The 14,835-nt window shown below is 72.7% G+C and carries 13 protein-coding genes; 9 read left to right on the plus strand and 4 right to left on the minus strand.

The window, feature by feature from the left end; genetic code table 11:
- Positions 1–78: 78 nt before the first annotated feature.
- From IE277_RS18215 to IE277_RS18230, 4 genes are all read right to left on the minus strand, one after another.
- Positions 79–345 (minus strand): hypothetical protein, encoded by a 267-nt coding sequence (locus tag IE277_RS18215; RefSeq protein WP_189953676.1) that lies wholly within the window; start codon positions 343–345, stop codon positions 79–81.
- A gap of 167 nt (positions 346–512) precedes the next feature.
- Entirely contained in the window at positions 513–740 is a 228-nt protein-coding gene (locus IE277_RS18220; protein WP_189953678.1) for a DUF3107 domain-containing protein, read from the minus strand.
- Between the two features lie 172 nt (positions 741–912).
- Entirely contained in the window at positions 913–1,554 is a 642-nt protein-coding gene (locus IE277_RS18225; RefSeq protein WP_189953680.1) for a TetR/AcrR family transcriptional regulator, read from the minus strand.
- Positions 1,555–1,710: 156 nt separating this feature from the next.
- Positions 1,711–1,932: an Rv3202a family protein gene (locus tag IE277_RS18230; protein ID WP_189953682.1), complete on the minus strand. Its 222-nt coding sequence runs from the start codon at positions 1,930–1,932 to the stop codon at positions 1,711–1,713.
- Between the two features lie 273 nt (positions 1,933–2,205).
- Here IE277_RS18230 and IE277_RS18235 point away from each other — a divergent pair, with 273 nt between their 5' ends.
- The 9 genes from IE277_RS18235 to IE277_RS18270 all read left to right on the plus strand — a co-directional run bounded on the left by IE277_RS18235 (position 2,206) and on the right by IE277_RS18270 (position 14,307).
- On the plus strand, positions 2,206–3,225 hold the full coding sequence (locus tag IE277_RS18235; protein WP_229881726.1) for an alpha/beta fold hydrolase: 1,020 nt from the start codon (positions 2,206–2,208) through the stop codon (positions 3,223–3,225).
- A 658-nt stretch (positions 3,226–3,883) separates the two neighbouring features.
- Complete coding sequence (locus IE277_RS18240; RefSeq protein ID WP_229881728.1) at positions 3,884–5,254, plus strand: DUF3152 domain-containing protein; 1,371 nt, start codon at positions 3,884–3,886, stop codon at positions 5,252–5,254.
- A 56-nt stretch (positions 5,255–5,310) separates the two neighbouring features.
- Positions 5,311–5,406, plus strand: coding sequence for an Ms4533A family Cys-rich leader peptide (locus tag IE277_RS49540; RefSeq protein WP_373310809.1), 96 nt, complete (start codon positions 5,311–5,313; stop codon positions 5,404–5,406).
- Between the two features lie 182 nt (positions 5,407–5,588).
- On the plus strand, positions 5,589–7,307 hold the full coding sequence (locus tag IE277_RS18245; RefSeq protein WP_189953683.1) for an ABC transporter substrate-binding protein: 1,719 nt from the start codon (positions 5,589–5,591) through the stop codon (positions 7,305–7,307).
- A gap of 4 nt (positions 7,308–7,311) precedes the next feature.
- Entirely contained in the window at positions 7,312–8,349 is a 1,038-nt protein-coding gene (locus tag IE277_RS18250) for an ABC transporter permease (RefSeq protein ID WP_189953685.1), read from the plus strand.
- Positions 8,346–9,344, plus strand: a complete 999-nt coding sequence (locus IE277_RS18255; protein WP_189953687.1) for an ABC transporter permease — start codon at positions 8,346–8,348, stop codon at positions 9,342–9,344. The genes IE277_RS18250 and IE277_RS18255 overlap by 4 nt, the downstream gene beginning before the upstream one ends.
- Positions 9,341–10,936 carry a dipeptide ABC transporter ATP-binding protein gene (locus IE277_RS18260; protein WP_189953689.1) on the plus strand — a complete coding sequence of 532 codons (1,596 nt, stop codon included), beginning with the start codon at positions 9,341–9,343 and terminating at the stop codon, positions 10,934–10,936. Before IE277_RS18255 ends, IE277_RS18260 begins: the two co-directional genes overlap by 4 nt.
- Positions 10,937–11,137: 201 nt before the next feature.
- Positions 11,138–12,895, plus strand: a complete 1,758-nt coding sequence (locus tag IE277_RS18265; RefSeq protein WP_229881729.1) for a DUF3492 domain-containing protein — start codon at positions 11,138–11,140, stop codon at positions 12,893–12,895.
- A 332-nt stretch (positions 12,896–13,227) separates the two neighbouring features.
- The gene (locus IE277_RS18270; RefSeq protein WP_189953908.1) at positions 13,228–14,307 is read left to right on the plus strand and encodes a hypothetical protein; all 1,080 of its coding nucleotides are present in this window, start codon (positions 13,228–13,230) and stop codon (positions 14,305–14,307) included.
- Positions 14,308–14,835 lie beyond the last annotated feature (528 nt).

Below are 14,835 nucleotides of genomic sequence, written 5' to 3' on the forward strand. Positions count from 1 at the left end.
TTCCCCGCGCCCCTGGCGGTGCAGTTCCCCGCGCCCCTGGGGGTGTTGACCCTTGTGTCGGCTGCGAAGGTGCCGTCCCTACGCCGTGGCTGATCGGCGCAGGCGGGGTGACGGGCGCAGGAGCAGGGACAGGGAGGCCGCGGAGATGATCGCGGCGCCCAGCAGGCTCGGCCAGGAGGTGCCGGGGCCGAGGGCGGTGTGGGTGACGAAGTCGCCGAAGAGGGCGCCGGCGACACCCGTCGAGTACACCAGCGGACGGGCCGGCAGCCGGTGGGACAGGCGGTATGCGGCCGCCCAGGCGAGGACGAGACCGAGCACAGCGGATCCGAGCGCTTCCAGGATCATCTCGAGGTCCCTCCCACGGCACGCTGCCCTTGACGGTCGTAGCCCGTCATACCCGTGACCTGCGGACTGCAATCCTCCGCTGTGCATGAGTTGTGCGCCATCTGTGTGCACGTCCACACAGAAGGGCCCGGCGGCCAGGTGCCGCCGGGCCCTTCTCGCGAGGCCGGCTACAGCGCGCCGAATCCCACCTTGCGCACGGTCGGCTCGCCGATCTCCACGTACGCCAGGCGGTCCGTCGGCACCAGGACCTTGCGGCCCTTCTCGTCCTGGAGGCTCAGCAGCTGCGTCTTGCCGGACAGCGCCTCGGACACCAGGCGCTCGACCTCCTCGACGCTCTGATCGCTCTCCAGAACGATCTCGCGGGGCGCGTGCTGCACGCCGATCTTGACCTCCACGGCTTTGTCCCTCCGACGGTCACTGATGTGCGCGATCTGCCGCGCCGTACGCAGCACACATTAGTCCGGTGAGGCGACGTACACGCTGCGGGCCGGAACGCCGTCAGCGAACAGCGGGCGGGAACAAACGCCGTCGGCGGGGTGCCGTCGGTGGTGTGTCGTCGGTTCGCCGTCAGTGGTGCTCGCTGCCGTGCAGCGGGAAGCCGGCGATGCCCCGCCAGGCCAGTGAGGCCAGCAGTTGCACCGCCTGGTCGCGCGGCACGCTGCGGTCGCTGTGCAGCCAGGAGCGGGCCACCACCTGGGCGAGACCGCCGAGGCCGGAGGCGAGCAGCATCGACTCCGCCCGCGACAGACCCGTGTCTTCGGCGATGACCTCGCAGATCGCCTCGGCGCACTCGTTCGTGACCTTGTCGACGCGCTCGCGGACCGCGGGCTCGTTCGTCAGGTCCGACTCGAAGACCAGCCGGAAGGCGCCGCCGTCGTCCTCGACGTACGCGAAGTAGGCGTCCATGGTGGCGCGGACGCGCTGCTTGTTGTCGGTCGTGGATGCCAGCGCGCCGCGCACGGACTGGATCAGCGCCTCGCAGTGCTGGTCCAGCAGGGCGAGGTACAGGTCGAGCTTGCCGGGGAAGTGCTGGTAGAGCACCGGCTTGCTCACGCCGGCCCGCTCGGCGATGTCGTCCATCGCCGCCGCGTGATAACCCTGCGCGACGAAAACCTCCTGGGCGGCGCCCAGCAGCTGGTTCCGTCGGGCGCGGCGTGGCAGACGGGTGCCACGCGGGCGTGCCGCCTCAGTTTGCTCGATGGCTGTCACGCCGCCTCCCAAAGTCGTCCATTTCGCGGTGTCGGCCGCGCGGCCATCGTACTTTTCGGTAACCGTGGTGTGCGCGGTGCGAGCGCAGAATTTCACGTACCGGACGGCGGCGAAAGCGGCCGCGGACTGTTGCGCGGCCGCGGGGCCGCCCCGAGGTCAGCGGTAGTCGTCCTCGTCGAGCGAGACCACGCGTGCCTGTTCGACCAGATCTGCCACGTTCGCCCGGTCCGGGTCCACGTCCGTCAGCGGGTCGTCGTGGTCCGGCGTGATGTCGGTGTGCTGCTCCGCGGCGTCCACCTCGGGGGCCTCGACGTCGATCTCGGCCGGATCGACCTCCGGCTCCTCGGTCGCGTCGGGCTCTGTGGGGTCATAGGCCATGGTGGGCTCCCTTCCTACGAACGTCCCCGGAAGCAGCAGGGGCCACTGCGGGTGCCCTCGGTATGAGCCTAGGAGAGACCTGATCCGGACGCCATGCCGTCTCGTCCGTTCGTTTCCGTTGTCCGCCGGTGTTCACCGTTGTCCACCGGTCTCGGCGTTGTCGGCCGGTCGGGTACGATCCGCTCCCGACTGTCCGGGTCCCCCGTCACTCTCGATGCATTCTGTGACGGCCGACACACGAACCTCGGCGTGATCACCTCGTAACATTGCCGCATGTCTTCGACCGAGTCGCCGTCCGTGCCGGCCGCCAGTGTGCTTCCCGGGGCGGCGCCCGTCCGGGTCGGTGAGGGCGAGCGGCTGCGGTCCGTGGGGCTGCCCGGAGCCACCCTGGCGATCCGTTCCCGCGGCCCCGCGCGGCAGGGCCTGCCGCGCGCGCTGTACGTCCACGGGCTCGGCGGTTCCTCGCAGAACTGGTCGACCCTCATGGCCGAGCTGGACGGTGTCGTGGACAGCGAGGCGGTCGATCTGCCGGGCTTCGGCGACTCCCCGCCGCCGGACGACGGGAACTACTCCGTCAACGGGCACGCGCGCGCGGTGATCCGCTATCTCGACGCGGTCGGCCGCGGCCCGGTCCATCTGTTCGGCAACTCGCTCGGCGGCGCGGTCACCACGCGCGTGGCCGCCGTACGACCCGACCTCGTCCGTACGCTCACGCTGGTGTCCCCCGCCCTGCCGGAGCTGCGCATCCAGCGCACCGCGGCGCCGACCGCGCTGCTCGGCGTGCCCGGGGTCGCCGCCCTGTTCACCCGGCTCACCAAGGAGTGGACGGCCGAGCAGCGGGTGCGCGGCGTGATGGCGCTCTGCTACGGCGACCCCTCGCGCGTGTCGCCCGAGGCCTTCCAGGACGCCGTCGAGGAACTGGAGCGGCGGCTGCAGCTGCCGTACTTCTGGGACGCGATGGCCCGCTCCGCGCGCGGGATCGTCGACGCCTACACGCTCGGCGGACAGCACGGGCTGTGGCGCCAGGCCGAGCGCGTGCTCGCGCCGACCCTGCTCGTGTACGGCGGCCGCGACCAGCTCGTCGGCTACCGCATGGCCTCCCGCGCGGCCCGCGCCTTCCGGGACTCCCGCCTGCTGTCCCTGCCGGATGCCGGGCACGTGGCGATGATGGAGTACCCCGAGGTGGTCGCTACGGCGTTCCGTGAACTCCTCGCGGACGCCGGGGCGCCGGGCCCGGACGCAGACACCGACGCTGACGTCACCGACGTCACCGTCCCGGGCCCGGGGAGCTGAGGCCCGCGTGGGACGCCACAGCCGCCGCGGTCCGGCCCCCAAGGACGACACCGCGGACATATCCGCCAAACGCGCGCCACGCCAGCGGGACACCCGCTCGGCCGACGACCGGCGCATCCCGGGGGCACCGGGCGCTGCGGGGCGCGGGGGTGCGCCGGGTTCGGTGGGCGCTCCGTGGCGTGACGGGGTGCCGGGTCGTGACGGGGTGCCGGGCCCGATCGGTGCTCCGGGACGCGGAGGCATGCCTGGCCCGGCGGGCGCTCCGGGACGCGGAGGCATGCCTGGCCCGGCGGGCGCTCCGGGGCGTGGGGGCGTGACGGGTCCGCCGGGTGCTCCGGGGGCCGCCGTGCCGCCGCCCGGTGCGGCTGGCGGGCGCGGCGGACAGCCGCCGCTGCTGCCGGGGCAGCGACAGGCGCCGATGGGCGCCATGCCGGCCCCTGGTGTGCCGGGGTTTCCTGACGGCACTCCCGCTGATGGCGTCCCGGGGTTCCCCGGGGGCACTCCGGCTCACGGGGTGGCGCGTTTCCCGGACGGTACTCCGGCGCGCGGTGTGCCCCGTCTGCCCGACGGCACTCCAGCGCACGGCGTCCCGGGGTTTCCTGACGGCACTCCGGCTCATGGTGTGCCGCGTTTCCCCGACGGCACTCCGGCTCACGGGGTGGCGCGTTTCCCGGACGGTACTCCGGCGCGCGGCGTGCCCCGTCTGCCCGACGGCACTCCGGCGCACGGCGTCCAGAGGTTTCCTGACGGCACTCCCGCTGATGGCGTCCCGGGGTTCCCTGGGGGCACTCCGGCTCATGGTGTGCCCCGTTTCCCCGACGGCACGCCCGCGCACGGTGTTGCGAGGTTTGCCGACGCCACGCCCGCGCGCGGTGTGCCCCGCCTGCATGAGGGGGTTTCCGCGCGTGGCGGGCACCCCGAGCAGTGGGAAGCCGGTGGTGGCTGGGGTGAGTTCGCGGGGGCGGCAGGGCCGGGTGTCGCGCTTCCGCGGCAGCGGCCCGCGGGGCCGGGTACGGGTCCCGGAGCCGGGCCCCGGCAGGACTACCTCGACGCCTTCACCGACGCACGCGGCGGCACAGCCGGCGTCGATGACGACATCGACGTCTTCGCGCCCCGCGCCCCGGAACCTCGCCCCACCGAGGAGCACCCGGCCGACGCGCCGGAGACGGACGGCGACGACGCGCCTCCCTCCGCCCCGGCCGCACAGCGTGCCGTCGGCCTGCCCGCGCAGCGTTCCGGCGGCAAGGGGCGGGCCTTCACCGGTATCGCGGCGGCGGCCGTCACCACCGTGCTCGCGGTGGTCGTCGCCGGGCAGGTGGCCGAGTCGCAGGACGGCAGCGGTACGCAGTCGCGGTCCGCGCCCGACCAGGCCGGTGACGCGCACACCCCGGGCGGCCAGGCCCCGTCCGCCGCGGCCGGCACGGTCGCGCTGTCGTACGAGCAGAAGATGGGCCGGACGTACCCGCTCAGCGCCACGCTGAAGGGCTCGGGGAAGTTCGAGGCCGTACCCGGTTTCGCCAAGGCGCCCGGCACCGGGCGGAAGTACACCTACCGCGTGGACATCGAGCAGGGCATGGGGCTGGACGGCGCGCTGTTCGCCGATGCCGTGCAGAAGACCCTGAACGACCGGCGCAGTTGGGCCCACGGCGGTGCCCGTACCTTCGAGCGGATCTCCTCCGGCAAACCCGACTTCGTGATCACGCTGGCGAGCCCCGGTACGACCGCCAAGTGGTGCGCCAAGTCCGGGCTGGACACCACGGAGGACAACGTCTCCTGCGACTCAGCCTCCACCGAACGAGTGATGATCAATGCATACAGGTGGGCACAGGGCAGCAAGACATATGGGGACAAGATCTACCCCTACCGGCAGATGTTGATCAATCATGAGGTCGGTCACCGGCTCGGACACGGCCATGTGAGCTGCCAGAAGAACGGCGAACTCGCTCCCGTCATGCAGCAGCAGACCAAGTTCCTCGACCATGACGGAATCCACTGTCTGCCCAACCCCTGGCCCTATCCCGGGAGTTGACAGGCACCGCTTGCGTCACATTGACATGAGCCGCAAGTTCGTTCATATTTCTGCGCATGTGGTCCCGTCACGCCGTCCATGAGAGCGCAGCCATCGAGCTGGCGCTCATCGGTGTGACCGCACTCTGCGTGGCCGACATCGACTGTCGCTGACGCCGCCTCCCCGGCGTCCGCGTCGCGACTCTTTCTTTTTCTTCGCCTCCGTGACCTGCGTCACGGGCTTTTCGACGACCCGACGCCGGGGCCGACGTCTGTCCACAGCCGTCTCACTCCTCGTCCACATGTCTCACTCTTCGAGAATTCCTCGATCAGTCCCCCGAGAGGTCGTCATTCCGATGCGTCAACCGTCCGTCATAGCGCGCCGCGTGGCCGCGGCATCCGTCAGCCTGGTCGTGGCAGCGGGCGCCGCCGCCTGCGGCCCGAAGGACAACGATGCCAAGGGCTCCGGTGGCGACTCCACGCCCCACAAGGGCGGCACCCTGACGGTGCTCAACTCCCAGCCGCAGACCGACTTCGACCCCGCCCGCCTCTACACCTCCGGCGGCGGAAACGTCCCTTCGCTGGTCTTCCGCACCCTCACCACGCGCAACCGCGAGAACGGCGCGGCCGGTTCCAAGGTCGTCCCCGACCTCGCCACCGACACCGGGCGCCCCAACAAGGACGCGACCGTATGGACGTACACCCTGAAGAAGGGCCTCAAGTACGAGGACGGCACGCCGATCACCTCGGCCGACATCAAGTACGGCATCGAGCGCTCCTTCGCCCCCGAGCTGTCCGGCGGCGCGCCGTATCTGCGTGACTGGCTGGCCGGCGCGGCCGACTACCAGGGGCCGTACAAGGACAAGAAGGGCCTCTCGGCGATCGAGACGCCGGACTCCCGGACCATCGTCTTCCATCTGGACAAGCCCGAGGGCGAGTTCCCGTTCCTCGCCACGCAGACGCAGTTCGCGCCGGTGCCGAAGGGCAAGGACAACGGCACCAAGTACGAGGAGCACCCGGTCTCCTCCGGCCCGTACAAGGTCGTCAAGAACGAGAACGACGGCGAGCACATGCTCCTCGCGCGCAACACGTACTGGTCGGCGGCCACCGACGCCGAGCGCAAGGCCTACCCGGACACCATCGACGTCCGTTCCGGCCTCGACTCCTCCGTGATCAACCAGCGGCTGTCCGCGTCCCAGGGTGCGGACGCGGCCGCGGTCACCACGGACACCAACCTCGGCCCGGCCGAACTCGCCAAGGTCAGCGGCGACAAGGAACTCGCCGCGCGTGTGGGCACCGGCCACTTCGGCTACACGAACTACATCGCGTTCAACCCGACCGTGAAGCCCTTCGACAACCCGAAGGTGCGGCAGGCGATCGCGTACGCCGTCGACCGGTCCTCGGTGGTCAACGCGGCCGGCGGCAGCGCGCTCGCCGAGCCCGCCACCACCTTCCTGCCCGACCAGAAGTCCTTCGGCCACACGCCGTACGACCCGTTCCCGGCCGGTGCCTCCGGCAACGCGGCCAAAGCCAGGCAGCTGCTCGCCGAGGCCGGTCACAAGAACGGTCTCAGCGTGACGCTGACCCATTCCAACGCCAAGGACTTCGAGACCAGCCCGGAGATCGCGACCGCCGTCCAGGACGCGCTCAAGAAGGCCGGCATCACCGTCAAGCTCCAGGGTCTGGAGGACAACGACTACCGGGACACGATCCACAGCGTGAAGACCGAGCCCGGCTTCTTCCTCGCCCACTGGGGCGCCGACTGGCCCTCCGGCGGTCCCTTCCTCGCCCCCATCTTCGACGGCCGGCAGATCGTCAAGGACGGCGCGAACTTCAACACGGGCCTGCTCAATGACAAGTCGGTCAATGACGAGATTGACGCGATCAACAAGTTGACCGACCTTGACGCGGCCGCCAAGCGATGGGGCGCACTGGACCAGAAGATCGGCGAGCAGGCCCTCGTCGTGCCGCTGTTCCACCCGGTCTACAAGCGCCTGTACGGCTCGGACGTCAGGAACATCGTCATCAGCGACTGGACCGGCGTGCTGGACATCTCCCAGGTCGCGGTGAAGTGACGCCGTGAGCGAGGCACTTGTCGCCGTCGAGGCCGCCGGGGCGGACACCGCCGCCCCGGCGGCCTCGGGGGCACGTCAGTTCTGGCGGCGGCTGCGTGCGCAGCGCGCCGCCCTGGTCGCCGCGGCCGTCGTCGCGCTGCTCGTCCTGATCGCGCTCGCCGCGCCGCTGCTCACCGGGCTGGAGGGCCAGGACCCCACCACCTACCACCCGGCCCTGATCGACTCCGCGCGCGGCGGCGTGCCCACCGGCTCCTTCGGCGGCATCGGCGCCGACCACTGGCTGGGCGTCGAACCGCAGACCGGACGCGACATGTTCGCCCGGCTCGTCTACGGGGCGCGCGTGTCGCTGGGGGTCGCCCTGGCCGCCACGGTGGTCCAGGTGGTCCTCGGTGTCGCCATGGGCGTGGCGTCCGGACTGGGCAGCCGCTGGGCGGACCTGGTCCTGAGCCGGATCACCGACATCTTCGTCTCGATGCCGCTGATGGTCATGGCGCTCGCGCTGCTGGCCATCGTGCCCGACGGCTTCCCGCGGCCCGTTCTCGTCGCGCTGATCATCTCCCTCGTCTCCGGCTGGAGCACGACGGCGAAGATGGTGCGCGCCCAGACCCTCACCCTGAAGAACCTCGACTATGTCGCCGCGTCCCGGCTCAGCGGCTGGAGCACCTGGCGCACCGCCGTACGCGAGCTGCTGCCCGGACTCGCCGCGCCCGTCATCACCTACGCGGCGCTGCTGATCCCGACGAACATCAGCGCCGAGGCGGCCCTGTCCTTCCTCGGTGTCGGGGTGAAGCCGCCGACGCCGTCCTGGGGGCAGATGCTCACCTCCGCCGACGTCTGGTACCAGGCGGCCCCGCAGTATCTGCTGCTGCCCGCCGCGGCCCTGTTCGTGACGGTGTTCGCGCTGACCGTCCTCGGTGACGGCGTCCGTGTCGCCCTCGACCCGCGCGCGGCCTCCCGCCTGCGCATCGGCACCGGCCGCAAACGCGAGGCCCGTGCGGAGACGGCGGGCGCCTTCGGAGCGAAGAAGGAGGACCGGGCATGAACGCCCTCACCGGCTTCGTCCTGCGCCGTGTCATCGGTGCCGTGGTCACCCTGTTCGCGCTCTCGGTGATCATCTACGTCGTCTTCTACGTCACCCCCGGCAACGTCGCCCAGATCACCTGCGGCCCGCGCTGCTCCCCGGTCCAGGTCCACCAGGTGGCCCAGCAACTCCACCTCGACGACCCGCTGTACGTGCGCTACTGGCACTTCCTGCAGGGACTCTTCGTGGGCCAGGACTTCTCCACCGGTACATCCGTGGAGCACTGCTCGGCGCCCTGCCTCGGCCAGTCGTACCAGACCGACCAGCAGGTCACCGGCATCATCCTGACCCGGCTGCCGGTGAGCTTCTCGCTGGTCCTCGGCGCGATGGTGATCTGGCTGCTGCTCGGCGTCGGCACCGGCGTGCTCTCCGCCTGGCGGCGCGGCCGCTTCAGTGAGCGCGCCCTGACCGCGCTCACCCTGGCCGGTGTCGCCACGCCCGTCTTCGTCATCGGCCTGGTCCTGATGATCGTCGTCTGCGGCGAACTGCAGCTGCTGCCCTTCCCGGAGTACGTGAACTTCACCGACGACCCCGAACAGTGGGCGTGGAACCTGCTGCTGCCCTGGCTCTCCCTCGCCCTCATCGAGTCGGCCAACTTCGCCCGGCTGACCCGGGCGTCGATGCTGGAGACCCTCGCCGACGACCACATCCGCACCTTCCGCGCGTACGGCGTCGGAGAGCGCGCGATCATCGCCCGGCACGCGCTGCGCGGTGCGACCGCGTCCGTCATCGCGCTCAACGCCGTCACCTTCGGCTCGGCCGTCGGCGGTGCCGTGCTCACCGAGACCCTGTTCGGCCTGCCCGGCGTCGGCCAGGAGCTCGTGCACGCGGTGAAGGTCGTCGATCTGCCGGTGGTCGTCGGCATGGTCCTGGTCGTCGGCTTCTTCGTGGTCCTCGCCAACGCCGTCGCGGACGTCCTGTACGCGGTGGCCGACCGACGGGTGGTGCTCGCATGAGCCTGGTCGAAGTCACCGGCCTGACGGTCGAGTTCGGCTCCCTGCGGGCCGTGGACGGACTCTCCTTCAGCCTGGCGGAGGGCGCCGCGCTGGCCCTCGTCGGCGAGTCCGGCTCCGGCAAGTCCACCGTCGCGGGCGCCCTGCTGGGCCTGCACCGGGGCACGGGGGCCCGGGTCAGCGGCTCGGTGCGGGTGGCCGGCACGGACGTACAGGCCGCCCCGGACGAGGAGTTGCGGCGGCTGCGCGGGGCGAAGGCCGCCATGGTCTTCCAGGACCCGCTGTCCTCGCTGGACCCGTACTACGCGATCGGCGACCAGATCGCCGAGGTCCACCGCGTGCACACGCGCGTGTCACGCCGTACCGCACGCGCGCGTGCCGTCGAGGTGCTGGAGCGCGTGGGAATCCCGGACGCCGTACGGCGCTCCCGGTCCCGGCCGCACGAGTTCAGCGGCGGCATGCGCCAGCGCGCCCTGATCGCCATGGCGCTCGCCTGTGAGCCGGACCTGCTGATCGCCGACGAGCCGACCACCGCCCTCGACGTCACCGTCCAGGCACAGATCCTCGATCTGCTGCACACGCTGCGCGAGGAGACCGGCATGGGCCTGCTGCTCGTCACGCACGACGTGGGCGTCGCCGCCGAGAGCGTGGACGACATCCTCGTCATGCGGCACGGCACGGCTGTCGAGCACGGTCCCGTCGGCCGGGTCCTCGCGGCGCCCGCGCAGCCGTACACCCGCGAGCTGCTCGACGCGGTCCCGCGCGTGGACGCCCGGCGCACCGGCTCCCGGGCCACCGACGAGGCCGTGCTGGAGGCCACCGGGCTGCGGCGCGAGTTCGGGCGCGGCAGCCGGACGTTCGCGGCCGTGGACGACGTCTCGGTGACCGTCCGCCGCGGCGAGACCCTCGGCGTCGTCGGTGAGAGCGGCAGCGGCAAGACCACGCTGGGCCGCATGCTGGTCGGGCTGCTGGAGCCGACCGCCGGCGCGATCCGCTACGAGGGCCGCCCGCACACCGGCGTGAACCCGGCCGTCCAGATGGTCTTCCAGGACCCCGTCTCTTCCCTCAACCCGCGCCGCAGCGTGGGCGAGTCCATCGCCGACCCGCTCCGCGCGCGTGGCACGGAGCGGGACGAGCAGCGCATCCGGGGGCGCGTGACGGAACTGCTGGAGCGCGTGGGGCTCGAAGGGGCGCACTACGACCGCTACCCGCACGAGTTCAGCGGCGGCCAGCGCCAGCGCATCGGCATCGCCCGCGCGCTCGCCGCCGAACCCCGTGTGATCGTCTGCGACGAGCCGGTCTCCGCGCTCGATGTGACCACACAGGCACAGGTGGTCGAGCTGCTCGGCGAACTCCAGCGGGAACTCGGTCTCGCGCTGGTCTTCATCGCCCATGACCTCGCCGTCGTACGGCAGGTCAGCGACCGGGTCGCGGTGATGCGCCGGGGCCGGATCGTCGAATACGGACCGGCGGACGAGGTGTACGACAGCCCGCGCGAGCCGTACACCAGGCAACTCCTGGCCGCCGTACCCGCGCTCGATCCGGAGCTGGCCGCCCGGCGGCGCGCGGCCCGGCGGGAGCCGGCCGTGGCGTAACGTTTTGTGCTCGGCCGATCGCCCTGTGGAGCCCTAGCGCGGCCGAACGCGACCTGCACGCGAAAGTTACGACCGTTCACCCCTTTTGGTGGCGCGATGGACAACCGTCCGTCGCGCCACCGCCTTGTCCCCTTACGTTCGTCCCGCCGCGAGCCGCCTGGACAACGGTGGCTCCCCAGAAGGGAGATCGGGGGTGCACACGTGCGCATCGGACTGCTTACGGAGGGTGGCTACCCGTATGTGAGCGGTGACGCCGGATTCTGGTGCGACCGGCTCGTGCGCGGGCTCGGGCAGCACGAGTTCGACATCTACGCGCTCAGCCGCAGCCGACGCCAGGAGGACGACGGCTGGGTCCCGCTCCCACCGCAGGTCACCCGGGTGCGGACGGCGCCGCTGTGGACATCCGAGGACGCCATCGCAAGGGGCGGCCCGAAGGGCCTTCTCGGCAGGGTCGCGGCGGGAGACCGGCGGGCGTACGGGCGGCGCACGCGCCGGCGCTTCGCCGAGTGCTACGGCGAACTCGTCGGGGCGATGTGCGCCGGGACCGGGATCGACACCGCCCCCGAGGATGCGGCCACCGATCTGCCGGACCGTTTCGGCAGCGCGCTGTACGGACTCGCCGATCTCGCCCGTGAACAGGGCGGACTCGTCGGCGCCCTGCGCTCGGACAGCGCCGTGCGCGCCCTCGAACGCGCCTGTCGCGCCCCCGGCGCGCTGCGCACGGCGCGCGAGGCGCGCGTGCCCGAGCTGCTCACCGTCACCGCGCATCTCGAACGCGCCCTGCGCCCCCTCTCGCTCGACTGGTACGGCGACGACGGCCTCGGCGCGGTCGACCTCTGCCACGCCGCCGCCGGGGGCTCCGCCGCCCTCCCCGGGCTGCTCGCCCGGCACTTCTCCGATGTACCGCTGCTCGTCACCGAGTACGGCGTACAGCTCCGCTCGCACTATCTGGCCCTCGGCCCCGACACCGCCGCCCCCGCCGTGCGCGCGCTGCTCGGCGCCTTCCAGGGCCGGCTCGCCGCCGAGGTCTACCGGCGCGCGGAGATCCTCACGCCCGGCAACGCCCACGCCCGGCGCTGGCAGGAACGGTGCGGCGCCCACCGGGCGAGGATCCGCACGGTCTATCCGGGCATGGACGCCGCCCGCTTCGCGGAGGTCGGCGAGGCCCCGGACCGTGCCGATCCGGACACGCTGGTCTGGGTGGGGCGCGTCGAACCCGCCAAGGACCTGATCTCACTGCTGCACGCCTTCGCCGAGGTGCGCAAGGAGGAGCCCAAGGCGCGGCTGAGGATCGTCGGCGCGCCCTCGGGGCCCGAGGGCGCGGACTACCTCGGCCACTGTCGGGCGCTTGCCGCACAGCTCTTCCCGGACGAGGCGGAGGGCGCGCACGCCGTCGGCGACAACCCGGTCTCCTTCGAGGAGATCGGCGGCCCGGAGGCCCCCACGCTGCCCGACGTGTACGCCGCCGGTGCGGTCGTCGTGCTGTCCAGCGTGATCGAGGGTTTCCCGATCGGCCTGATCGAGGCCATGTTCTGCGGTCGGGCGACGGTCTCCACGGACGTCGGCGCGGTGGTGGAGGTCATCGGGGGCACGGGACTCGTCGTGCCCCCGCGCAATCCGCGGGCGCTCGCCGAGGCGTGCGTGACGCTGCTGCGCGACCCCGAGCGCCGTGAGCGCCTCGGCGCCGCCGCGCGCGCCCGCGCGCTCGAACTGTTCACCGTCGAGCAGAACATCGCGGCATTTCACAGCATTTACCTCCAGATCGTCTCGCACTGCCCGGTCCGCCGGGTCGTCCTCGACGAGGCCGGCGCACCACTGCCGTTCGCCACCCCCGCCGAGTCCCACGTCCCGGGCGGCTGGACCGGCCCCACGGCCCGTGTGCTGCCCCGGACCCTGCCCGGCTGGGCCGCGGCCCCACCGGTGCGCGCGACACCGCTGGCCGCTGCGGAGGGGGCGTGATGAGCGTTCAGGACGACCGTGTCGACGAGGACACCGACGACGAGGGCTTTGACGAGGGCTTTGCGGGCGTGCCGATCGGACGGGGGTCGAGTGCGCCGGGCGGGCCGGACCGGCCCGGGATGCCCGGGGCGGCCGAGCCCTGGGACGCGCGGTCGGGGGAGTGGCTCGCGGGAGAACGGGACGGCCGGGGACCGCTCGCCGTGGGTGTCGTGGCGGACGGGGGAGCGGGCGCCTCGCGGGTGTTCGGCTCGCCTTCCGGCACCGGGGATCCAGGGGATCCGGTGCCGGGCAAGCGGCGTGTCGCCGTACCCCGGCGGGGAGCCGCCGACCCCGTGAAGACGCTGCTGCACCGGCATCGTGAACTGTGCGAACGCGCCGTGGACCCGCTGGAGATCGCCGCCGGGCTGGAGGCGCACGGTGTCACCGACCGGACCGCCGCCCGCTTCCGCCACCGCGATGTCTTCTCGCTCGCCGAGGAGCTGTACGCGCGCGTGCCGCGCGGCGGCGAGCCGGGCCCCCCGGCCGAACCCCTGCCCGTGCCGCGCGTCCGCGCGGACTGGATCCTGCTCACCCTGCTGCCCGGTGCCCTCGCCACGGCCACTGTTGCCGGACTGCGCCTCACCCACGGCCGCCCCCGTCTCCTGGTCGCGCTCGTCGGTGTCCTCGCAGTCGCCTTCGCCGCGCGCGCCGCACTGCGCCGTGGTCCCCTCGCCGGACCGCTCGGCACACACGCGTGGCGCTCGGCGAACGCCACGCGTGCGTGGACCCTCTGGCTGCTCGGCTACGCCCTCCTCGGCGACGGCCTGCTGCACGCCCTCGTCAGGGGCGGCCCCGACGCCCTGCCGACCGGCGCCCCGGACGGCCCCTGGCCCACGGCCACCGCGCCCGCCCTGGCCCTCACGCTGGCCTGCGCCCCTGCCGCCTGGTGCGCCCATCTGCTCACCGCGGGCGCCCGCCGCAGGCTCGTCGGCAGCCGTGGCCTCGGCGACTTCACGGCCGCCGCCAAACCGTTGCTGTTCGGCACGTTCGCCCTCTTCCTGGGCGTGCTCACCGCACTGCTCCTGGCGTGCGGCACCGTCCTGCACGCACCCGTGGCGTACCCGCAGCCCCTCGCCCTGGGCGCCCTGCTGCTGCTCGGCCGGCTGCTCACCGTGCACCACCACCGGCACGCGCCGGCCCTGCTGCTCGGCGCCGCCGCGGTCACGGAGGCGCTGGCCGTCGCCCTGCCGTGCGCCGCGCGGCTGCCCGGCTGTGCCGCCCTGGCGGCCCCGGTGCGCACGCTGGTGAACACCTGGGGTGAGGCGGCCGTCCCGGCCCTCGCCTGCGGTATCGCGGCGCTGGTCCTGCTGATCCACGCGGGCCGCACCCTCACCCAGGCCTCGGCACACGCGCCGACGGGAGCCCCCGAATGAACCTTCCGCACCGGCCCGCACCCCCGCCGGAGGCGGCCGCATCACCACCTTTGAAGGAGAAACGCCAGATGACCACCTCCCGACCCGGAGCGTCCGGCCCCCCCGGAACCACCGGCGCGCCCGCAGCTGCCGCAGCCGCCGCAGCCGCGGGCGCACGCGCCGCCGGGACCGCCGGAGCCGGAGTCCGGGGAACCACCGGATCCGCCGGCCCCGCCAGAGCGGGCGGACCCACCGCACCCTCCCGCCGCCCCGCCGCATGCTTCCGGCCCAGCGCCTCCTCCGGGCTTGCCAGGCCGGTCAGGCCCAGCGCTTCCTGCGGGCTTGCCGGGCCGGTCAGGCCCAGCGCCTGCTCTTGGCCCGCCGCTTGGCCCGCCGCGCCCGGCCTCTCCTCCGGACCCCCCGTGCCCGTCCGGCCCCCCGCCCCCTCCTGGCCGGGCGCAACCTTCCCGGCCACCGTGCCGGTCGGCCCCGTCCGTGACACCGGCCTCGTCCGTCAGGTAACCGGCCTCGCCTGTCACGCCGGCCTCG

The sequence above is a fragment of the Streptomyces alanosinicus genome (assembly GCF_014650595.1).
Classification (GTDB): domain Bacteria; phylum Actinomycetota; class Actinomycetes; order Streptomycetales; family Streptomycetaceae; genus Streptomyces; species Streptomyces alanosinicus.